This is a genomic window from Allobosea sp. 05T439 (genome assembly GCF_056396005.1).
This window is the reverse complement of sequence record NZ_JBFTKP010000009.1, coordinates 56,506-77,264: the sequence shown is the minus strand read 5'-3', so window position 1 is coordinate 77,264 and position 20,759 is coordinate 56,506. Positions and strand designations below refer to the sequence as shown.

The window sequence follows — 20,759 nt, the reverse complement described above, 5'->3', positions numbered from 1 at the left end:
ACCAGGCAGGCGCAGCCTCAAGAAATCGGCTACACTTTCATCGCATCGCGACGAGGGAGGGGGCGATGGTATCAGAGGACTTCATAAAGCAGCTCAAGGGCTACGGACTGACCACGGCGACGATCCTCTATCGCATGCCGGATCATCCCAGTGTGCTGCAGACTTTCATCTGGCAGCATTATGATGTGGCGCCGCGCTTTCCGGTGCTCCGCGATTTCCTCGACTTCTGGCGTCGTGAACTCGATGGACCGCTGCATTCAGTGGTCGTTGCGCATTCGCGTCTGCTCAGGCCGGCTGAGATCGTAAACGTCAACGGCGTGCTGACGCTGCATTGAGCGTCTGCGCCAAGGGCGCTTGTTGGGCAAAGGGCGAGCGTGCTAGGTCGCAGCTCCCCAATGGCAGACCATCACGCTTGTCATCGCCCTTGCGCACATCCGGACTGCTGACGGCTCTCGCGACCTTACCCGGTGAGCGTATTCCCGTCGGAACCATCGTCGCAGCTCTGAAGGATCGGACCTACGCACTGCTCGTGGTCCTGCTCGGGCTGCCGAACTGCCTGCCTATGCCGCCGCCCATTCCGCTGGTCTGCGGGCTCGTGCTTGCCTTCGTGGCGGCGCAGATGCTGGCCGGGCGCGCCATGCCGTGGTTGCCCGAGGGGCTGCTCGACAAGACCATCGGCAAACCGGAACTGGCGAAGGCCGTGTCGCGCGCGTTGCCTCCACTGGTCCGGCTGGAACGGATTTCGCGGCCGCGCCTGACGATGCTGGGAGGGACGGTCGCGATCCCGATCCTTGGCCTGCTGATCTTGATCCTCGCGCTTGGCCTCGTGGTGTCGGCACCGTTCATCGGACAGATCCCGCTCGGTCTTGCCGTGTGCCTGGTGGGGCTGGGGCTGGTCGAGCGCGACGGGCTGTTCATCATCGCGGGGACGCTGGTCGGTATTGGCGGCCTTGTCCTGAGCGCCGGATTTGCCTACGCGATCGTCAGCGGAATCTCCGAACTGATCTGACGATCGGCCCGGTCAGGCGGCAACGAGACTGGCGGCGAATGGCATGTCGAGGGCGCGCAGCCGCTCGATCTCCTCAGGCGGAACTGCCTTGGAGAACAGGAAGCCCTGCAGTTCGTGGCAACCGATCGCCTGCAGGAAGCGGTGCTGCTCGGGCGTCTCGACGCCCTCGGCGCAGACCCGCAGGCCGAGAGCCCGGCCGAGATGCACGATCGAGTGGACAAGGATCGCGGATTCGCCAGTCGTCTCCATATATTCCAGGAAGGACCGGTCGATCTTGATCTTGTCGAAGGCGAAGCGCCGCAAGTAGATCAGGCTGGAATAGCCGATCCCGAAATCGTCGAGCGCGAGGCCGACACCATAGGCGCGCAGATCCATCAGCGCGGCCTCGGCGGCGTCGGCGTCTTCGACGACGACGCCTTCAGTCAGCTCCAGCTCGAGACGGCTCGGATCGAAACCGGTTTCCTCGATGATCCGGATGGTATTCTGGACGAAATCCTTGTGTCGGAACTGCACCGGCGAGACGTTMACGGCAAGCCGCAACTCCGGCCAGTGCTTTGCCTCGAGGCAGGCGCGGCGCAGCACCCATTCGCTCAGCGGCACGATCAGCCCGCGCTCCTCCGCGATGGCGACGAACTCCGAGGGGGGAACCATGCCATGGAGCGGATGTGGCCACCGCACGAGGGCCTCGACACCGGTGATGACGGTTCCGTCGACGGAGACCTGGGGCTGGAAGTGCAGCTGCAGCTCGTCTCTTGCTATCGCCTTGCGCAGGTCTTCTTCGACCACGCGCTTCATCTGGAGCGCGCGGTTCATGCGCGGCTCGAAGAAGGAGTAGCGGTTCCGGCCCTCGTTCTTGGATTGGTAGAGCGCCGTATCGGCCAGTCTGAGCAGCGTCTCGCGGTCGTGCCCGTCCTGGGGAGCGAGCGCAATGCCGATCGAGCAACCGATCACGGTGTCGATGCCCATCAGGTTGAAGGGGCGCGTCAGCGCTTCGAGAATGCGCTCTCCCAGTGCAGCGCTGCCGCTGGCATCGTGCAGGTTGGTCTGGATGATGCCGAACTCGTCGCCGCCAATGCGAGCGACGGTATCGCCGGTCCGCATGACGCCTGCGAGTCGTTCGGCGACCTGCCGGATCAGCTCGTCGCCGGCCTTGTGGCCATAGGTATCGTTGACGGATTTGAAGCGATCGAGATCAAGCAGGAGTACGGACAGCCCGGTCTTGGTCCGGCTGATCTGAGCCAGCTCCTGGTCGAGCCTGAGATCGAAGGTCCGACGGTTGGGCAGCAGCGACAGTTCGTCCTGTGCGGCAAGGCGCTGGATCTGCACTTCGCGCAGCCGGATTTCATTGGCCGCTCCGCGCAGACGGCGGATCGCATAGAGCAGGATGCCGGCAAAGATCAGCCCGGCTGCCGCCAGCGCCCAGATGAACTGCCGGATCATGGCATCCCCGGGGCGCTCCGGTGTCCAGGTCAACCAGGCCCTGGTGACGCCGTCGGGGGCGGCGAGGTCGCGGCGCACCAAGGGATTGGCTGGCATCGTCCGGGTGATGCGCAGGCCGTTGATGCGATAGCGCGTGGCCATCTCGTCGAAGATCGTGCTCGTCACGCGCCGATAGCCGATAAGGTTGACCGGCGCGTCCGCCTTCAGAAGGTGGAGATTGAGAAGCTGCTCGAGATCGGCGGTCAAAATGGCCAGGACTTCGTGGCCATCATAGATCAGGCTCGAACGAAAGCCTGGCATGAACCCTGCGCGGGTGGCTGCATTGTCGTTCGCTGGCTTTTGTGACGGGCTCGGGAGTGTGGGGTCAAAGAGACGCAGGCCCTCGTAGCCCGCCTGATAGGCTTCGACGTTGTTCTCGACGCCTGCCAGGACGCGGCCGCTCCTGGTGACGAGATAGACGCCGTCAAATTCCTCAAAGCGCTGGCTCAGCTTCGTGAAGGCCCACCTCAGTGTTGCCGCCGGAATGGCCGGGTGGAAGGCCGCCTGAAGCGTGCCGGTAGACGCCAGGCTTTCCAGCCGTAGGCGCCGCAGCCGAAGCTGGTTCTCCATCGCGGCCTCGATCCGGTCGCGCTGACGGGTTGCTTCGACGGTATTCGCGTTATGCGCAATCGTCAGGACGACGGTGATCGCTGCAGCCATGACCAGCAAAAAGGCACAGGCGAGCGTCGTCACGGTGCTGGTGAGCATCCGCGCCGAGGAGTCCGCGTTGGTCGTCTTCGCGACAAAGGGCGAATGCATCAAGGGTCTCAGAACCGTCGGAACCTGCACCTTTGCAGCCGATTCTTGATATCCGGTTGCTAAACGKGCAGGCAGACATCAAATTTCAACCTCCGGATGGTCCGTAAGGAGGTCGCGGGATCGCCTGATGCGCCGCGCGCAGTGCCGCGGACCAACGCTCGCGCAGGTCGTGGAAATAGGGTTCCCCCGCCTCGATACGCCGATTGAGCTCGGGCTCTTCGCCATCTCGCCGCATTACGATCAGGTCAATCGGCAGGCCAACTCCGAGATTCGAACGCATCGTCGAATCCATCGAGATCAGACCAACCTTCAGTGCGTCGTAGAGATGGGTCTTGAAGGTCACGGCGCGGTCCAGAATCGGCTTGCCATATTTGTGCTCGCCGATCTGGAGGAAGGGCGCGTCCATGCCGCATTCGATGAAGTTTCCCGCGCCGTAGACCATGAAGAGCCGCATGGGCTGGCCCATGATCTGGCCTCCAAAGAGGAGAGAGATATCGAATTTCAGCCCGGCCTCCGCCAGGGCCGGACCGTCCATCTCCCTGACGGTGCGGACGGCGCGGCCGACGAGCTGCGCTGCCCTAAACATCGAGCCAACGCTCTGGAGCGTATCGAGTTCTCCGGTCTCGGGATTGAGAAGTCCTTCATGGAGCAGGCTCACCACCGATTGGGTGACGGAGAGATTGCCTGCCGTCGCCAGCGCGAAGCTGCGTTCGCCCGGCCAGGAAAAGACATGCAGCTTGCGGAAGGTCGAGATGTCGTCGAGCCCGGCATTGGTGCGGGTGTCGGCGATCATCACGAGCCCGTCCTGCACGAGAAGTCCGGCACAATAGGTCACGGGGTCGGTTCCTTCAGCTTGCCGGTCCAGGCGCGTTCATGCGCGCCGGGAAATCTTGATCGGGCCGCCCTGGCTGCTGTGGCGGTCGCAATCGCGTAGCCTATTGATTGGCGAGCTGTGCGTTCGCAGCGCGGGCGCTGACCAGCACGGCGAGGTTTTCGCCGCTGCCGCCCTTGCGCGCACCGCGGACAGGCGCCGCATCGGCGAAATCGAGGCCGGCTGCGATGCGGACATGAGTGTCGATCGGGCACAAGCCGTTGGCGCAATCGAATCCGATCCAGCCATAATCTTCGAGATAGACCTCGGCCCAGGCATGCGCCCCTTCCGCCTCGGGCAGGGCATCGGATTGCGCGACATAGCCGGAGACGTAGCGGGCAGGGACTCCGAGCTGGCGCGCGCAGGTCATGAAAACGTGTGTGAGATCCTGCGGGATGCCGCCGCGGGCCGCGAAGGCGGCTGCAGCCCCTACGCCGGTACGCTGGCCGGAACGGTCGCAGGCAAGCAAGTCGTGCAGCGCTTCTGTCAACGCGTGCATCTTGGCGAGCGGTGTCGAGTCGGCGCGCGTTGCCGCCACGGCGAAGTCGCGCAAGGCGTCGTCGGGCGTCGTCAGCAAGGTATCGCGCCGGAACACTTCGGGCGGCACGCGCTCGATCGTTCCGCGAATGACACCGGCCAGATCCAGAGTCTCGATGACGCCGCCGACATGAATCGCGAGATCGGAGATCGGGCCATCGGCCGAGAAGGTATGGACGATGTTGCCATGCGCATCCTGGCCCGCGCGCAGATTTCCGTCGACGGTCGGCTCGATGCGCCAGGACATCACATGCTGGCCGTCATGATCGCGCGGGGTCAGCCGCAGAATCTGCGTCAGCTGGCGTACGGGCTCGTCATAGGCATAGGTAATCGAGTGGGAAATCCTGATCCGCATGGGCGATCGCTGTCTCGACGGGCGCGTTGGTTTCCGGTCCATATCTAGTGTTCTGCGGGCGGGCAGGCGAGCCCGCCGCGTTCTTTATTGCAGATACTGCTCCGAGATCGTGAGGCCGAGGCGGCCGTTCTCGCTGATGAAATCCTCGATGAATTCGTGCAGCCCGTGCTGGAAGACGGAGTCGATGCGCGCGTTCGAAAGGCTTGCCAGCGTCTTGCGAGCCTGGCGCTGAGCCGGGCCGTGCCGGCCATAGGCATCGCCGAGAGCGTCGAGGAAGCGTGAGATGTTCTCGTAGCAGGCGGCGAGCGAGCGCGGCATCCGGCGGTTGAGGATCAGCAGATCGGCGATCAGCTGCGGCTTCACGGCCTCGCGATAAACCCAGTGATAGGCAGTCAGTGCCGAGACCTCGCGCAGCACCGTGGTCCATTGGAAATAGTCGAGCGAGCCGCCGACCTGTTCGCTCTCGGGCAGCAGCACATGGTATTTCACGTCGAGGATGCGGGCGGTGTTGTCGGCGCGCTCGATATAGACGCCGAGCCGCGAGAACCAGTAGCTGTCGTCGCGCAGCATGGTCCGGTAGGCCGAGCCGTCGAAGACCAGTGAGACGTTCTTCACCCAGTCGAGGAACCGGGCGAACTCCTCGCGGTCCATGCGCTTCTTCTCGAACCGTTGCAGTTCCAGCCAGGCGCTGTTCAGCGCGTCCCACATTTCCGAGGTGAGCGCGGTGCGTACCGCACGAGCATTCGAGCGGGCCAGCGCGAAGCAATTGCGAATCGAGGACAGGTTATCCGGGTTGAAGGTGAGGAAATCGCAGACATTGCGCTCATTCGCCTCGCCATAGGCCTTGGCGAAGGTCTCTTCGCAACCGGCGGTCGCGACCGCACTGTGCCATTCGGTCCCGGCGCCACCATAGGACGAGGGCAGGTTGGTGAGCCGCATCGTCGCATCGAGGATGCGGGCGAGATATTCGGCGCGCTCGACGTAGCGGGAGACCCAGTAGAGGCTGTCGGCGGTGCGGGAGAGCATGGTCAGATCCGGCCTTTTCGCAATGCGCGGGGCTGCGTCCTGGAAGCGGGAATGCGGAAATGCGCTGTTGCCATCATGCATCGAGCACCCAGGTGTCCTTTGTTCCGCCGCCCTGGCTGGAATTGACCACGAGCGAGCCTTCCTTCAGCGCAACGCGGGTGAGGCCGCCGGGCACGCAGGAAATGCCGTTGGCGCCGGAGAGCACATAGGGCCGCAGGTCGACATGCCGCGGTGCGACGCCGGAGGCGACGAAGGTCGGGCAGGTGGAGAGCGCCAGCGTCGGCTGGGCGATGAAGCCTTCCGGCTGGGCCTTCAGCTTCTTGCGGAATGTTTCGATCTGGGCCTTGTTGGCATGGGGGCCGACAAGCATGCCATAGCCGCCGGAGCCGTTGACCTCCTTGACGACGAGCTTGTCGAGATTGTCGAGCACATAAGCATTGGCCTCCGGCTCGCGGCAGCGGAAGGTCGGGACGTTCTTCAGGATCGGCTCCTCGCCGGTGAAGAACTTCACGATCTCCGGCATGTAGCTGTAGACCGCCTTGTCGTCGGCGACGCCGGTGCCGACCGCATTGGCGAGCGTAACATTTCCCGCCTTGTAGGCGCCGATGATGCCCGGCACGCCAAGCACCGAATCCCCGCGGAAGACCAGCGGGTCGATGAAGTCGTCGTCGATGCGGCGGTAGATCACATCGACGCGCTTCGGCCCCTGCGTCGTGCGCATATAGACGACATCGTCCTTGACCAGCAGGTCCGAGCCCTCGACCAACTCGACGCCGAGCTTGTCGGCGAGGAAGGAGTGCTCGTAGAAGGCCGAATTATACTGTCCGGGCGTGAGCAGGCAGATCGTCGGATCTGACGAGGCGCGGCGCGGCGCGACCGAGCGCAGGGTCGCGAGCAACTGGTCGGGATAGTTGTCGACCGGTGCGACGCGGTGCATCGCGAAGAGCTCCGGGAAGAGCCGGAGCATCACCTCGCGATTCTCCATCATGTAGGAGACCCCGGAGGGGGTGCGGGCATTGTCTTCGAGCACATAGAATGTGTCGGCGTCGACGCGCACGATGTCGATGCCGGCGATATGGCAGTAAATGCCGTGCGGCACCTGGAAGTCGACCATCTCCAACTGGTAGCAGGCGTTGCGGTAGACCAGGTCCGGCGGAATGATCCCGGCCTTCAGGCATTCCTTCGGCCCGTAGACGTCGGCGAGGAACATGTTCAGAGCGGTGACGCGCTGGCGCAGGCCTTTCTCGAGCTTGGCCCATTCCGGCTTGGTCAGGACGCGCGGGATGATGTCGAACGGGATCAGCCGTTCGGTGGATTCTTCGTCGCCATAGACGGCAAAGGTAATGCCGATGCGCCGGAAGAAGAGTTCAGCCTGGCTGCGTCGCAGAGCCAGCATTTCGGGTGGGGCTTCCTTCAACCAACGATCAAGCGCTGCGTAGGCGGGCCGCAATTCGGCACCGATACCGGTCATTTCGTCGAAGGCGACCATGTCAGGCGTCTTTCCCCATTTTGACCAGCCTATGCGCATTCGTGACGGTTCGGAAAGGGGGCGCTTGATCACGGATAAATCGAGCCCTGCCCAATCCTTGGGCAGCATTCGGGCCGATTGCAACGTGGCCGAGGTGCAGGCGGGCCTGGGCGCATTGGGCCTGGTGCGGTTTACGATGCGTCCTCGCCTGAAGATGCGCTGCTCGACTTACCGATCAGCCGGACGATCAGCGCGGCCAGCAATTCGGTCGCTCTTGCCTCATTGGCCTCGCCGCGCAGCACCTCGCCTGACACGGATTCGGCAGCTCCTAGGATCGCGACACAGCGTAGGTGCAGGTCCTCTGCGGGGAGCTGGCCGGCATAGGGAGCCAGTGCCTCGCGATAGAGTGAGATATAGCCGTCGACGAGCTCCCGCTGGACGGCCTCCATCGCTTCCGTGCCCTTGAGGGCGGCTGAAAGCGAGTGCCATTCCGGGCCGATCGACGTTGCGCAGGAGAGATAGGATTCGGCGACCGCGCGTGCGACCTTGTCGAGGCGCGGCTCCAGTTGGTCGAGGGCCTCCGCCAGTGCTCCGCCCTGTTGTTCGTCGATCCGGCAATAGAGCGCGATCATCAATGCCTMGCGCGAGCCGAAATGATCATAGGCCACCGGCTTGCTGACGCCGGCCCGTTCKGCGACGCGCCCGAGCGTCAGCGCGTCTGCGMCGTCTTCGCCCACCATCGTCATGGCGCAATCGAGCAACTGCTCGCGGCGCTCCACCCTGGGCAGCTTCTTCGCAGATCCCGTCGACATCGGCGTCTCCGCTTCTCCCCTTGCAGCGCAGTTGACAATGCTTCTATGCAATCCTACTAAAGGTAACTTACTTTTAGTAGGCGATCAATAGACCGATCGCGGCTTGGCGCTCCAGGAGATTTGTCCATGTCCACCCCCCAACGCCCCGTCCTGATCATTGGTGGATCGGGCGTCGTAGGCGGCCAGGCGGCCGCAGCGCTGCGCCGCTTGCAATTCGACCTTCCGATCGCCATCGGCGGGCGCGATCTCGCCAAGGCGCAGGTGGTTGCTCAGAAGGTCGGGGGCGCGATTGCGACGCGGGTCGATCTTGACCGCCGGGACCTCGGCCAGCCGGAGGGAGCGCAGTACAGCGCCATAGTCGTCTTCGTGAAGGACGATGGCCTGAACTCGATGCGCTACGCGCAGGATCACGGTATCCCCTATATCAGCGTATCGAGCGGCACCTTCGAGATCGGTCCGGAGGTCGCGCAGTTCATTCACGCGGCAACGAAGGCCCCGGTGCTTCTCGCAAGCCAGTGGCTGGCCGGTGCTGCGGTGTTTCCGGCCCTGGTCATTGCCAAGGATTTCCGCACGATCGATTCCATTGCGATCGGCGCACTGCTCGACGAGCAGGATATGGGTGGCCCGGCGGCCTTGACGGACTACAACCGCATCACGGGAGCGGCACCGGCCGCGCTGACGCTGACGGGCGGCAAGTTCAGCTGGGTCAATGGTGAGGATGCCAAGGCGCGCTATCGTAGCGTCGATGGTGTCGAGCTCGACGCAACCGCCTATTCTCCACTCGATATCGTCAGCCTCGCCGCGGTGACCGATGCCAGATCGGTGCGGCTCGACCTTGCCTTCTCCGAATCCGCCAGCCGCCGCCGTGGCGAGCCCTTCTCGACCGAAATCACGATCGCGATCGACGGCGTGCTGAGGAATGGCGAGCGCAGCACGATGCGCCACGAGATCGTCCATCCCGATGGCCAGGCGCCCCTGACTGCACTTGGCGTCGCGCTCGCCGTCGAAAGGATGCTGGGACTCGCAGGCGGCGCCGCTCCGCAGCCCGGCCTCTATCTGCCGGAATCGATCCTGGCTCCTGATTACTATGTCGGCCGCATGAAGGAGTTCGGTGCTCAGTTCCGCCAGACCTGAGACAGAGACTGAGCAGGATCAAGGCGGCGCKAGKCTTCGCGCCGCCTTGATCCTCGGATCGGATATCGTATCCAATCCGATGACCTAACCTTCTGTGATTGCATCGGCTTTCCCGAAAACCACAATCCACTTTTCGGGCCGATGCCTTAGATCAGCCCGAGCCCCCGGAAGCTCGCACGGCCATCGCGGCCGACGATGACGTGGTCGTGGATCACGATGCCGAGGGGCTTTGCGATATCGACGAGATCGCGCGTCATCTTCACGTCGGCGCCCGAGGGGGTCGGGTCGCCTGACGGATGGTTGTGGACAAGGATGATCGCACTTGCTGAGAGTTCCAGGGCGCGGCGCATCACCTCGCGGGGGTAGACGGGAGTGTGGTCGACCGTTCCGGTCTGCTGGACCTCGTCGGCGATCAGCGCGTTCTTCTTGTCGAGGAAGAGGATGCGGAACTGCTCGCGTTCGGCAAAGGCCATCGCCATTCGGCAATAGTCGAGAACCGCCGACCAGGATGACAGCACCGGGCGTTTCGCCACCGCTCCCCTCGCCATGCGCTGCAGGGCGGCCGCGACGATCTTGAGATCCTGCGCAACGCCGGAGCCGACGCCCTTGACCTCAGTCAATCGCGCGGCCGGCGCGCCAAGCACCTCGGCGAATGAGCCGAAGCGCCGGATCAGGTCCTTGGCGAGCGGCTTCACGTCGCGCTGCGGGATGGAGCGGAACAACAGAAGCTCGAGCAACTCGTAATCGGGCAGGGTGTCGGCGCCCGACTCCTGGAAGCGATCGCGAAGCCTTTGGCGATGACCGTGGTAGTGCGGCACGGCAACGGCCGTGGGTTCTTCCGGCAACGGGACTTGTGATCCGCGCTGACCGTCCTCTTGCTTCATCGTGCCGCGAGCGGATTGTCGCGGCCTGCCGGCGACAGCGTGAAGATCTCGCAGCCGGTCTCTGTGACACCGACCGTGTGCTCGAACTGGGCCGAAAGCGAGCGGTCGCGGGTGACCGCCGTCCAGCCGTCGGAAAGCACCTTCACGCCCGCCTTGCCGAGGTTGATCATCGGCTCGATGGTGAAAAGCATCCCGGGCTTGAGCAAGACGCCTTCGCCGGGACTGCCGTAATGCAGGATGTTGGGTGCATCGTGAAAGACCTGGCCCAGGCCGTGGCCGCAGAAATCGCGCACCACCGAGCAACGCTCGGCTTCGGCATAGCGCTGGATGGCGAAACCGATATCGCCGGTCGTCGCGCCGGCGCGCACGGCCTTGATACCGCGGAGCAGGCTTTCATAGGTGATTTCGACCAGCCGCTCGGCCTTGCGGGGAATGTCGCCGACCCCGTACATCCGGCTGGAATCGCCATACCAGCCATCGACGATCAGCGTGTAGTCGATATTGAGGATGTCGCCTTCGCGCAGGGGTTTGTCGTCCGGGATTCCGTGACAGACCACATGGTTGATCGAGGTGCAGATCGATTTTGTATAGCCGCGATAGAACAGGGTCGCCGGGTAGGCGCCATTGTCCATGGCGAACTGGAAGGCAAGCTCGTCGAGGCGTTGCGTGGTGACGCCTGGCCGGACGTGCTCGCCGAGCATGTCGAGGCCTTCTGCCGTCAGGCGGCCGGCCTTGCGCATGGCCGCGAAGGCTTCGGGACCATGAAGTTTGATGGCCGGTTCGCGCATCCGCGCCCGTCCCAGATTTTCGTCGAATGTCATGATGGGCAAGAAGCTCCTTGCCCATCATATCTATTGCGTTTGGCCGGCTGCGCAAGATGATTGCGCCCGTGCCAGCTCGAACTGAAGGGTGCAGGCGCTGTTTTGGCGGTGCTTAGCGGACCAGGTTGAGGCCTGTCGCCGCCAGAACGATGATCCAGAGTGTGTCGAGATTGATCCAGCCCCGCCGCAGGAAGGCCAGCCCCAGCCATTCATAGACGATCGCCGCAATCGTTGCTGTCACAGCCAGCATTGCAGCCATGTGAAGGGCGATGGCGGCCAGCGAGACCGGCAACGACCCCGCGGCAGTCAATTCCCGCGCCGGCGTCGCAGCAAGGCAGAGCGGGATGATGACCGGTACAAGCATCAGGCCGGCCCCGTGGCTGGTCGCCATCAGGAATGACCAGGCGCCGAGTCCGGCAAGCCCCGTCTGCATGCCGACCCGGACGCGATGCCGGTGACCGAAGACGGCATGGGAGGCTGCCCACCCCAGAAGCAGAAGGCCCGCGAGCCTTTGCAGCGCTTCGTGGTCAATGATGGTCCCGAGGGCAACTACCGCCGCGACCACCACGGCGACCGAGGCCGCATGCCCCAGCGCGATCGGAAGGAGGGACAACCACACAACGCGACGGCTCTCGCGATGCAGACCGAGCGCAACCGCAAAGAGCCAGCCCATGGCCGGGTTCAGGCCATGGAAGGCACCGAGCCCGGCGAGCATGAGCCAAGGCGACATMTCAGGCTCCCGTTCGAGCGATCATGCCGGGCAGGGGCGTCAGGGGTAGCAATAGGAATCGGACGAGCAGTCACCGCCCTCCAGCCTGACCTGGTGAGGCCGGTGCCCCTTGGGCCAGTCGACGAAGAACTTGTCGTCGAAGCGGATGCCGCCCTTCTCCCCGACATCGAGCTTTACCATCCAACCGTCGATTCCATTGGGATAGAATTGCGGATCGATGGCCCCGTAGAGCGAGTTCGTGAAATAAACCCGCTTGCCGTCGCGGCTGATCTCGACCATTTGCGGGCCGCCGTTGAGATGCCCGTTCTTCGCTCCGGGGTGGGAGGCGCGGGAAACGATGCCGCCGATGCGGACCCGGCCGGTTTCCACAGGCTTGAACGGATCCGACACATCGTACTGAATCATGTCGCCGGTGCCCCAGCAGGACACGTAGAGGTAGCGATCGTCCATCGAGAGGTCGATGTCGGTGACGAGGGGCGCAACCGCCTTGAACCCCTTCAGGACCGGTGGCAGGAGATCAGGATCAGCCGGCTCGGCAGGGATCTCGATGACTTTCCTGACCGCCCATTTCGTGCCCTCGCGATACCAGGTCCAGATCGAGGCGGAGAGATCCTTCAAGCTGATGACGCAGCCGACGAAGCCATAGGCCTTCCTCGGGTCATGGACTGGGCGCAGTTCAAAGACGAGTTGATGCTCCTCGCCGAAATCGATCTCCTGTTGATGCTTGCGCGTGTGCAGGTCCCAGAAATGGAGCCGCCGCCCGTATTTGCTGCTGAGCAGAACTTCCGGAACCAGTCCATTCTCGAACGTATCGGGCGTGCCCCATTCGCTGGTCACCATGGTGTCGTGGCCGAGATGCCACCAGAAATCATAGGCGAGCTTCTGGGAGCCACGATCCATCTCCCATTGCCCCAGTACGTCGAAGCTGACGGGGTCGAGGAGGAAGATGCCGCCGGGTTCCTTGCCTTCGGCATTGCCAAGTGCATTCACGTAAATGCCCTCCGGCCCGCAATGAATGGTGTGCAGCCGCGAATACCTGGCCTTCTCGGCGATCTCCTCCGGCTCGATGACCCGCGCGATCGTCGGTTTCCTCGGATCGGGTCTGGTGTCGATGATATGCAGCCGCGATGAGCGCAGGCCGGGAACGACGAGGTAGCGTCGCTCCATATGGGGGTGCGGCGCATTCGGGCACAGACAGGACGAGCAAGCATTCCAGCCGAAATGATGCAGCTCATCGCCGGTATTCGGCATCTCGACCTGACCGACGATCTGCGCATAGCTCAACGACGCGGGATCGACGTCGACGACGGCGATCGCGTCGGGTTTCCTGCGCTCCGGATCGAAGGAGGCCACGTAGGCCAGCCGCTCGGCGGGAGCCTTGGCCGCCAGCCGCGGCGAGGGGTAAAAGGAAGGATCGGGTCGCCAGCTTACCATGATCATTCTCCCGAGCACCCCAGCACCCCGGACAACAGGCCTCTCTATAGCCCAGACCTTGCGTTGCGGCTTGCTGTTTTCTGGCTCGACGTTGAAGCGGTCTGCCTGATCCGTGGGGGCCCGCTGCACCATGGCGGAGGGCCTGGTACCCCTCGATCGATCAAGTTGCTGGCGCGCGACGGCTTTGACGTGTATCAGGCGCTCCAATGGCAATGAACGATATCCAATCGACGGAAGCCCGTCCCTTCGGCGCTTTCGCACCTCAGGGCCTCGTGGCCCAGATCATCAACTGGACACGCGGGGCTCCGGACAGCTACCTCGGTCGCAAATTCGCCTATGCGCTGCGCCGCATCGGGCTGAGTTCGCTTGCGGGCCAGCCCGTCGATATCGAAGCGCTTGGCGTGCAGATGCGCCTCCATCCAGACGGCAATGTCTGCGAGAAGCGCGTATTGTTYACGCCGCAATATTTTGATCCTTACGAGCGGGAACTGCTGACGGGGCGGGCGCGCCAGCGTGAGGGTTTCCGCTTCATCGATATCGGCTCGAATATCGGCGCCTATTCGCTTTGCGTTGCGGCGGCAGCTGGCCCGGGAGCGCGTATCCTGGCCGTCGAGCCGCAGCCCGAGATCTTTTCGCGCCTGACGTTCAACATTGCGCAAAATCCGTTTGGCTCGGTCAAGGCCATTGCGTGCGCGCTGGCCGATAAGCCGGGCGAGTTGACGCTGTTTCTCGACCCGAACAACCGTGGCGAGTCGAGCGTCCGCATCCTGCGCTCCAGTGCCGGCAGCACGGTTCGGGTGCCGGCGACGACACTGCTCGCCCTGATGGAGAACGAGGGCTATGACCGCCTCGACGCAGTCAAGCTCGATGTCGAGGGGGCTGAGGACCTGATCCTCGAGCCCTTCCTGCGCGATGCGCCCGAAGCGCTTTGGCCCGAGCTGATCATCATCGAGGATTCGCGCAACCGTTGGCAGAGCGATCTCATCGCCCTCCTGACCGCGAGCGGTTATGTGCTCACAGCTCAGACACGCATCAACCTCATCTTCGAACGCAAGCGCGGCTGACGTTTTCGCTGCTGTTCAGCGCCTCATGCATAGCGGGCAGGCCATACACGGCGTTTCTGCCGCTTGAGCCGTTTGCGCCAAGGTCCTAGCTCTAAAGCGTGATCAGGAAAGCTCATGTCGCAGCGCTCCTAACCCGGCGCGGCATGAGCGGGCGGCGGATCAGCATCATCGTCACGAGCTGGCGGCATGTCTTGCCGTCCGGCACCTGAGAGGAGCCGGCCATGACCGACGCACCGCTGAATCGTCCCCCCGTCACGGCCGCAATCCTGGTGATCGGCGACGAGATTCTGTCGGGGCGGACGAAGGACAAGAATATCGGCTACATCGCCGAGTATCTGACCAATATCGGCATCGAGTTGCGCCAGGTTCGTGTCGTGCCCGATTCCCTTGACGAGATCGTCTCTGCGGTCAATGCATTGCGCTCTCGCTATACATATGTCTTCACCACGGGCGGCATCGGCCCGACCCATGACGACATCACGGCCGACTCGGTTGCAGCGGCTTTCGGCGTGCCGATCAATGTCGATCCGCGCGCGGTTGCGATGCTGTCAGAGCGCTTTCCGCCGGACCAGCTCAACGAAGCGCGCATGCGCATGGCGCGCATCCCCGAGGGCGGGGAGTTGATCGCGAACTCCGTCTCGAAGGCTCCGGGCTTCATCATCGCCAATGTCATCGTCATGGCGGGCGTGCCGGCGATCATGCAGGCGATGCTCGACGTGGTCGGACCCACTCTCAAGACAGGAACGCGCATCCTGTCCGACACCGTGCGGGCCGGTCTGCGTGAAGGCGATATCGGCACGGCTCTCGGCGAGATCGCTCAGTCTCATCCGCAGGTCGCGATCGGCTCCTATCCCTTCTGGTCCGAGACTGGTCCTGATACGAATGTCGTGGTGCGCTCGCGCGATCCTGAGAAATTAGATCAGGCGATGGCGGCGGTGAAGCAGATGATCKAGCATGAGCGCGCTCGATTACGTCGGTGATCTCTTTCCTTCTTTAGTTATTTTTGATCATATATTTTAAGATTATTCTTTTTATTGCATTGTTTACTTTTGATGATTGTCAGAATCAATTGATTTTAAGTCTTTATGAATAGAAAACTATAGTTTTTGATGTATTCGTTGCCGTGAATACATCGCTAATAGTGCCTGTTAAACAATTTATAAACGGTCATAATTCATCCTCGACTTGCGGTCGGCTTGCCGGCAGCGCTCATGTCGACGCGGCGGTTCCGGCGGTTCCGGGGGGAACGGTGTCGGTGTGGGCTGCATGTGTCCGGCCCGTGCGGAGTGCTCTGCGCTCCCGTGCCGGAACAGCGATCGGGAGGTTGTATGTCGCGCCTTTCCAGCCTGTTCTCCAATCGACGCCTTGCCGCCCAGGTCGCGGCGATCAACCGCTCACAAGCCGTCATCGAATTCGATCTGAACGGCATGATCCTCAACGCCAACGAGAATTTCCTGAACGTGCTGGGCTATACCCTCGACGAAATCAGGGGGCAGCACCACCCGCATGTTCGTCGATCCGGCCGAGCGGGAGAGCGCGGCCTATCGCAGGTTCTGGGAGGATCTCGGGCGTGGTGAATTCTCGACGGGCCAGTACTTGCGTGTCGGCAAGGGAGGCAAGGAGGTCTGGATCCAGGCCAGCTACAACCCGCTCCTTGGTGCCGGCGGCAAACCGCGGGGAGTGATCAAATACGCCTTTGATGTCACGGCACAGAAGAACCGCCTCGCTGACCTTGAAGGGCAGCAGGCTGCCATCAGCAAGGCGCAGGCGGTGATCGAATTCGACCTCAAGGGGCATGTGCTGACGGCCAACGAGAACTTTCTTGCTGTACTCGGCTATTCGCTTGGCGAGATCCAGGGGCAGCATCACCGCATGTTCGTCGATCCGGTCGAGCGCGAGAGCTTGGCCTATCGCCAGTTCTGGGAGCGCCTCGGGCGTGGCGAATACGATGCCGCGCAATATCGCCGCATCGGCAAGGGCGGCAAGGAGGTCTGGATCCAGGCATCCTACAATCCGATCTTCGACGCCAAGGGCACGCCCTTCAAGGTCGTGAAGTTCGCAACCGACATCACCGCGACCTTCCGCGGTCAGCAGCTCGAGGCCGCGGTGAAGGAGACTGGCGAAGTCATCGCTCGTGCCAAGGGCAAGGACCTGACGGGGCGCATCGCGCTCGCGGGCAAGAGCGGCGAGGTTGCGCAGCTCTGCGCCGGCGTCAACGATCTGCTCGACACCATGTCCGAGATGGTTGGCTCGGTCCGCGACATCTCGCACCAGATCGCCAGCGCATTGAGCAAGATCTCGTCCGACAGTGCCCAGCTCGCCGAGCGCACCGAAGCCAATGCCTCCAGCCTGCAGGAGACTGCGAAGACAACCGAGGAGCTCGCGGMGTCCGTGAAGCACAGCGCGGGTCACTCCCGCACCGCCGTCAGCCTCGGCCACGAGGCGCGCGACGTCGCGGAGCGTGGCGGCACGATCGTTGCCGAGGCGGTGAGTGCGATGACGCGGATCGAGCAGGCTTCGGCCGGCATATCCGAGATCATCTCGATGATCGACGGCATCGCGTTCCAGACCAATCTGCTGGCGCTGAATGCCGCGGTCGAGGCGGCCCGCGCGGGGGATGCCGGGCGCGGGTTCGCGGTCGTGGCAACCGAGGTGAGGGCTCTTGCCGCGCGTTGCAGCGAATCCGCTAACGGCGTCAAATCGCTGATCGCCAATTCGAGCGAGCAGATCCAAACCGGCGTCAGTCTGGTGAAGAATGCCGGCGCGACACTTCAGGAAATCGTCTCGGCTGCGAGCCGCGTCGCCTCCACGGTCAACGAAATCTCGGAAGCAACGGCCGAGCAGGCCAATGGTATCGATGAGATGGCCAGGACCGTCGCTCATATGGACGAGATCACCCAGCAGAATGCCCTGCTTGCCGATGAGAGCGCGAAGGTGGCGCAGGAGCTGAGGCAGGATACCGAGCGCTTGAGCGCGATGGTCGCAGCATTCCGGCTGCAAGATGGCGGACCAGGTTTCGAGACCGTGATTGCGCGCCAGATCGAGCAGTGGGCGCCACATCTCACCAGGGCCATTACCGCTCCGCTTTCGCCGCCTGCCAAGGGGGCGCCGAAGCTGAGGCGCGTCATGTCGGGCGGCACTGCCGATGGCTGGTCGGAGTTCTGATACCCGCTGAAACACGACCGATTGGGGATGAAGCGGGACGCGCCTCTTGCCAGCGCCCCGCTTATAGGCTTTCCGGATTGTCACAGAAACCGTGACAGCCGCTCCGGAGCCCCCAATGGCCGAACCGACCTCCAACAAGGCCTTCCCCGTCTCCTGGGACCAGTTCCATCGCGATGCGCGCGCGCTCGCCTGGCGGCTGGCCGAGAAGGGGCCCTTCGAGGCCATCGTCTGCATCACCCGCGGTGGTCTGGTACCGGCGGCGATCATCTGCCGCGAACTGGGCTTGCGCCTGATCGAGACGGTCTGCGTCGCGAGCTACCACGACTACAAGAACCAGTMCGAGCTCAAGGTGCTGAAGGACGTCGCTCCCTCGATCAGGGCGATCGGTGACGGCAAGGGGAAGGGCGTGCTGGTGGTCGACGACCTCACCGACACCGGGAAGACGGCACGTGTCGTGCGCGAAATGCTGCCCAATGCCCATTTCGCAACGGTCTATGCGAAGCCGGCTGGGGTGCCGACGGTCGACACCTTCGTTACCGAGGTCAGCCAGGACACCTGGATCTATTTTCCTTGGGATATGGGGCTGGCCTATGTCGAGCCGATCGCCAAGGATCACAAGGGCTGAGCCCCGGGCTTCGCCGCTTGAGCGGTCATTCCGGGCGCGGCAACCTGTCTGGAATGACCGGCAAGGGCTCGTTACGCCAGACTGCGCGCGCGCAGCGCGATCAACATGCCGGTGATTGCGAGCGCCATGCCGGCGATCTCGACTGGGGACGGTCGCTCGCCGAGCAGGAGCGTGCCGGAGAGCGCGGTCACGACCGGTACCAGCGGCAGGAACAGGGCCGCCCGTCCGGCGCCAAGGATGGCGACGGCCTGCGTGTAGAGAAACAGCGCGAAGGCGCCGACCAGCAATCCCTGATAGATCGCCTGCAGCGCTATGGCTGAAAGTGCCGCCTGCGTCAGATGCACGGGCATCACCAGTGCGACGAGCGGCAGGAGCGGCACCGACAGCAGGCATGTCGCCATGGTGACTTCGATCGCATCAGCGCCCCAGCGCCGGCAGAGCAGGCCGAAGGCCGACCAGAGCAAGGCGATCAGCACGAAGAGCATGTCGCCGATCCAGGCGCCTTCGCGGGTCGGCGTGTTGGCCAGGGCCTCCATCGAGAACAGCGCGACGCCGAGAACGATGACGCTGAGACCGGCGAGGCGGGCCGTGCTCGCGCGCTCGCCGAGCACCCACCATGCGAGCAATGCGGTGCAGACCGGGATCAGTCCGGGCGAGATGACCGAGGAATGCAGGGCGGGGGCGAAATGGGCGCCGCCGACGAGGATTAGGCTGTAGGTCGGGCCTACGATCGCGGTCAGGATGAGGGCTCGCCKCCAGCCGAGCTTGCCGACCGGAAAAGGCTTCATGCGCCTGAGCGCGAAGGGCAGCAGCACGAGTGCGGCGGCTGCAAAGCGCAGGATCGTGACATCGGCTGCGGTCATGCCATCTGCGACCGATTGCCGTGAGATCACGGCCTGAATGCCCCAGATCGCTGCCGCCAGGATGCCGCAGGCAAAGCCGAGCCAGGGGCGTTGCTGCCTGGCGAGAGACAGCGATTGCGGCCGGATGGCTTGGTTCACGCGAAAACTCTCGGAGGGCGGCGAGGCAGCGCCATATGCGGGCTCTAGCCATCGCGCGACAAGCGCGGCGGACAGGCGACGGGGCTGTTGGCGGCGCATGGCGCAGCAATGCGAGTTTGCCTGGCATKGAGCCGTCGCGACGATGGAGCCTGCCCTCTGCACTGCTTCTGCAGGCCCCTCACACAGGCCCGCTAACTCAGGTCGGACGAGCGCTGGGGAGGAGAGAAAGCCCTGCACGAGGGATGCAGCTCCTCCGTTAGATCGTCATTGCCTTAACAGCTTTTGCATTGTTTGCCGTTACGTCATGGCCGGCGGCGGCCGGGCTATGAGCGTCGATGGTCGCAGGCGCGGCGGTGCGTGCGTTTTCGGGGGCATATTGTTCCCCTCTGTTTGCAGCGCGATCCCGCTGATGGCAGCCCGAAATGAGATGAGCAGGACGGCGAGGGCAAGGGCAATGCAGCAAAGGCCAGGATTTCTGGAAAATTCCGTCATCATCGGCGCCCACCCCGACGATGAACTGCTCTGGTTCAATTCAATCCTGCGCGACGCTGACGAGGTCATCATCGTCTACCGCCATTTCTGGGGGAAGCCCGGGATTGGCGAAGCGCGGGCGGCCGCAATCGCCGAATATCCCCGCGGCAACGTCACCTGTCTCGATGTCGACGAGTCGGGCGCCTATGGCTGCGCCAACTGGGCTGATCCCGTGCTGACCGGGGCCGGTATCGGTTTCGGCATCGAGGCCGAGCGCCGGGCAATGACGCGCCTCGCCCGCAAGTCCGTTGCAGCCCTGCCGGCGGTGAAGCTCGAGCGCATCGCCGCCGCCAGCGTATCCAGGGCCTATGAAACGAACTTCCAGATCATATGCGAGTTGCTGAGACGGCGCCTGCGGCCAGAGATGAACGTCTTCACGCATAATCCCTGGGGCGAGTACGGGCATGAAGAGCACATCCAGGTGTTCCGCGCCCTGAATGTGCTGCGCGAGGAGATCGGCTTTCGGCTCTGGATGTCGAATTACTGCACCGAACGCGCCTTGCCCCTGGCGATGCGTCATTTCTCGCGTGCGCCCGGCGGTTACATCAGATTGCCGACCGACAAGGTCTTCGCCAATGCGGTCGCGGACGTCTACCGCAAGCACAATTGCTGGACCTGGGACGATAACTGGGCATGGTTCGACGAGGAATGCTTCATGGAAGCGCCGAGGGAGGCCTCGGCGACGGCAGCGCACCGGCACCTTTTTCCGCTCAATTTCTTCACGATTGGCGAGGAGCGGCCGAGGAACTGGCTACCCGTGGCCATGACGATATCGGCGGCGTTCGCGTTCACCCTTGCCGAAGCAATCTGAGTCGGATCGATTTCGGCTCGGGTGCTCGTTCCAGCAGAACGTTGGCGGTGCAAATCCGGTGGGCGCCCGGTCGTTCGCGGCGCATGCAACCGTTCCGGCGATATGGGTGAGGAGAACCAATTAAGGTCTTGCGACATCGTCGTTTCCTGGACGCGCGACCATCCCTCTCACTGCACTGCTTCGACTTCATTGTGACATAACATTTGTTGCGGTGCACATTTTTGCCGTAAACCAAGGTTAGTG

General features: G+C 63.3%; 19 protein-coding genes and 1 pseudogene. 9 read left to right on the top strand and 11 right to left on the bottom strand.

What is annotated here, in order from left to right; genetic code table 11:
• Positions 1–65 precede the first annotated feature (65 nt).
• Together AC1DIO_RS12760 and AC1DIO_RS12755 are read left to right on the top strand one after the other, a co-directional pair.
• Positions 66–335 (top strand): usg protein, encoded by a 270-nt coding sequence (locus AC1DIO_RS12760; protein ID WP_043237212.1) that lies wholly within the window; start codon positions 66–68, stop codon positions 333–335.
• Between the two features lie 77 nt (positions 336–412).
• Positions 413–1,009 (top strand): exopolysaccharide biosynthesis protein, encoded by a 597-nt coding sequence (locus AC1DIO_RS12755; protein ID WP_113514166.1) that lies wholly within the window; start codon positions 413–415, stop codon positions 1,007–1,009.
• A gap of 12 nt (positions 1,010–1,021) precedes the next feature.
• On the opposite strand, the gene AC1DIO_RS12750 is transcribed toward AC1DIO_RS12755, so the two are convergent.
• The 6 genes from AC1DIO_RS12750 to AC1DIO_RS12725 all read right to left on the bottom strand — a co-directional run bounded on the left by AC1DIO_RS12750 (position 1,022) and on the right by AC1DIO_RS12725 (position 8,316).
• Positions 1,022–3,247 carry a putative bifunctional diguanylate cyclase/phosphodiesterase gene (locus tag AC1DIO_RS12750; RefSeq protein WP_441506179.1) on the bottom strand — a complete coding sequence of 742 codons (2,226 nt, stop codon included), beginning with the start codon at positions 3,245–3,247 and terminating at the stop codon, positions 1,022–1,024.
• A gap of 85 nt (positions 3,248–3,332) precedes the next feature.
• A complete protein-coding gene (locus tag AC1DIO_RS12745; protein ID WP_441506178.1) occupies positions 3,333–4,082 on the bottom strand; it encodes a proteasome-type protease in 750 nt (249 codons plus the stop codon).
• Positions 4,083–4,182: 100 nt separating this feature from the next.
• On the bottom strand, positions 4,183–5,010 hold the full coding sequence (locus AC1DIO_RS12740) for a transglutaminase family protein (protein WP_441506177.1): 828 nt from the start codon (positions 5,008–5,010) through the stop codon (positions 4,183–4,185).
• Between the two features lie 84 nt (positions 5,011–5,094).
• Complete coding sequence (locus AC1DIO_RS12735; protein ID WP_069882628.1) at positions 5,095–6,036, bottom strand: alpha-E domain-containing protein; 942 nt, start codon at positions 6,034–6,036, stop codon at positions 5,095–5,097.
• A 73-nt stretch (positions 6,037–6,109) separates the two neighbouring features.
• Positions 6,110–7,525 (bottom strand): circularly permuted type 2 ATP-grasp protein, encoded by a 1,416-nt coding sequence (locus tag AC1DIO_RS12730; RefSeq protein WP_441491432.1) that lies wholly within the window; start codon positions 7,523–7,525, stop codon positions 6,110–6,112.
• 170 nt (positions 7,526–7,695) lie between these two features.
• The gene (locus tag AC1DIO_RS12725; protein WP_476853475.1) at positions 7,696–8,316 is read right to left on the bottom strand and encodes a TetR/AcrR family transcriptional regulator; all 621 of its coding nucleotides are present in this window, start codon (positions 8,314–8,316) and stop codon (positions 7,696–7,698) included.
• A gap of 126 nt (positions 8,317–8,442) precedes the next feature.
• On the opposite strand from AC1DIO_RS12725, the gene AC1DIO_RS12720 reads away from it, so the two are divergent.
• Entirely contained in the window at positions 8,443–9,450 is a 1,008-nt protein-coding gene (locus AC1DIO_RS12720) for an NAD(P)-dependent oxidoreductase (protein ID WP_441491430.1), read from the top strand.
• Positions 9,451–9,596: 146 nt separating this feature from the next.
• Here AC1DIO_RS12720 and radC read toward each other — a convergent pair whose 3' ends face one another.
• The 4 genes from radC to AC1DIO_RS12700 form a co-directional block, all read right to left on the bottom strand.
• On the bottom strand, positions 9,597–10,334 hold the full coding sequence (gene radC / locus AC1DIO_RS12715) for a RadC family protein (RefSeq protein WP_476853474.1): 738 nt from the start codon (positions 10,332–10,334) through the stop codon (positions 9,597–9,599).
• Positions 10,331–11,155, bottom strand: a complete 825-nt coding sequence (gene map / locus AC1DIO_RS12710; RefSeq protein ID WP_069880041.1) for a type I methionyl aminopeptidase — start codon at positions 11,153–11,155, stop codon at positions 10,331–10,333. The genes radC and map overlap by 4 nt, the downstream gene beginning before the upstream one ends.
• A gap of 112 nt (positions 11,156–11,267) precedes the next feature.
• A complete protein-coding gene (locus AC1DIO_RS12705) occupies positions 11,268–11,885 on the bottom strand; it encodes a hypothetical protein (protein WP_441476648.1) in 618 nt (205 codons plus the stop codon).
• 39 nt (positions 11,886–11,924) lie between these two features.
• Positions 11,925–13,319 carry a selenium-binding family protein gene (locus tag AC1DIO_RS12700; protein WP_476853473.1) on the bottom strand — a complete coding sequence of 465 codons (1,395 nt, stop codon included), beginning with the start codon at positions 13,317–13,319 and terminating at the stop codon, positions 11,925–11,927.
• Between the two features lie 206 nt (positions 13,320–13,525).
• Here AC1DIO_RS12700 and AC1DIO_RS12695 point away from each other — a divergent pair, with 206 nt between their 5' ends.
• The 5 genes and pseudogenes from AC1DIO_RS12695 to gpt all read left to right on the top strand — a co-directional run bounded on the left by AC1DIO_RS12695 (position 13,526) and on the right by gpt (position 18,173).
• Complete coding sequence (locus AC1DIO_RS12695; RefSeq protein ID WP_441491426.1) at positions 13,526–14,383, top strand: FkbM family methyltransferase; 858 nt, start codon at positions 13,526–13,528, stop codon at positions 14,381–14,383.
• 221 nt (positions 14,384–14,604) lie between these two features.
• A complete protein-coding gene (locus AC1DIO_RS12690) occupies positions 14,605–15,363 on the top strand; it encodes a competence/damage-inducible protein A (RefSeq protein WP_476853472.1) in 759 nt (252 codons plus the stop codon).
• 348 nt (positions 15,364–15,711) lie between these two features.
• Positions 15,712–16,456: pseudogene (locus AC1DIO_RS12685) on the top strand (PAS domain-containing protein); the annotation flags it as partial.
• 159 nt (positions 16,457–16,615) lie between these two features.
• Positions 16,616–17,548, top strand: a complete 933-nt coding sequence (locus AC1DIO_RS12680) for a methyl-accepting chemotaxis protein (protein WP_476853502.1) — start codon at positions 16,616–16,618, stop codon at positions 17,546–17,548.
• 115 nt (positions 17,549–17,663) lie between these two features.
• The gene (gpt, locus tag AC1DIO_RS12675; RefSeq protein WP_476853471.1) at positions 17,664–18,173 is read left to right on the top strand and encodes a xanthine phosphoribosyltransferase; all 510 of its coding nucleotides are present in this window, start codon (positions 17,664–17,666) and stop codon (positions 18,171–18,173) included.
• A 71-nt stretch (positions 18,174–18,244) separates the two neighbouring features.
• Here gpt and AC1DIO_RS12670 read toward each other — a convergent pair whose 3' ends face one another.
• On the bottom strand, positions 18,245–19,174 hold the full coding sequence (locus tag AC1DIO_RS12670; RefSeq protein ID WP_441506172.1) for a DMT family transporter: 930 nt from the start codon (positions 19,172–19,174) through the stop codon (positions 18,245–18,247).
• 454 nt (positions 19,175–19,628) lie between these two features.
• Here AC1DIO_RS12670 and AC1DIO_RS12665 point away from each other — a divergent pair, with 454 nt between their 5' ends.
• Positions 19,629–20,516: a hypothetical protein gene (locus AC1DIO_RS12665; RefSeq protein WP_441506171.1), complete on the top strand. Its 888-nt coding sequence runs from the start codon at positions 19,629–19,631 to the stop codon at positions 20,514–20,516.
• The last annotated feature ends 243 nt before the right edge of the window (positions 20,517–20,759 follow it).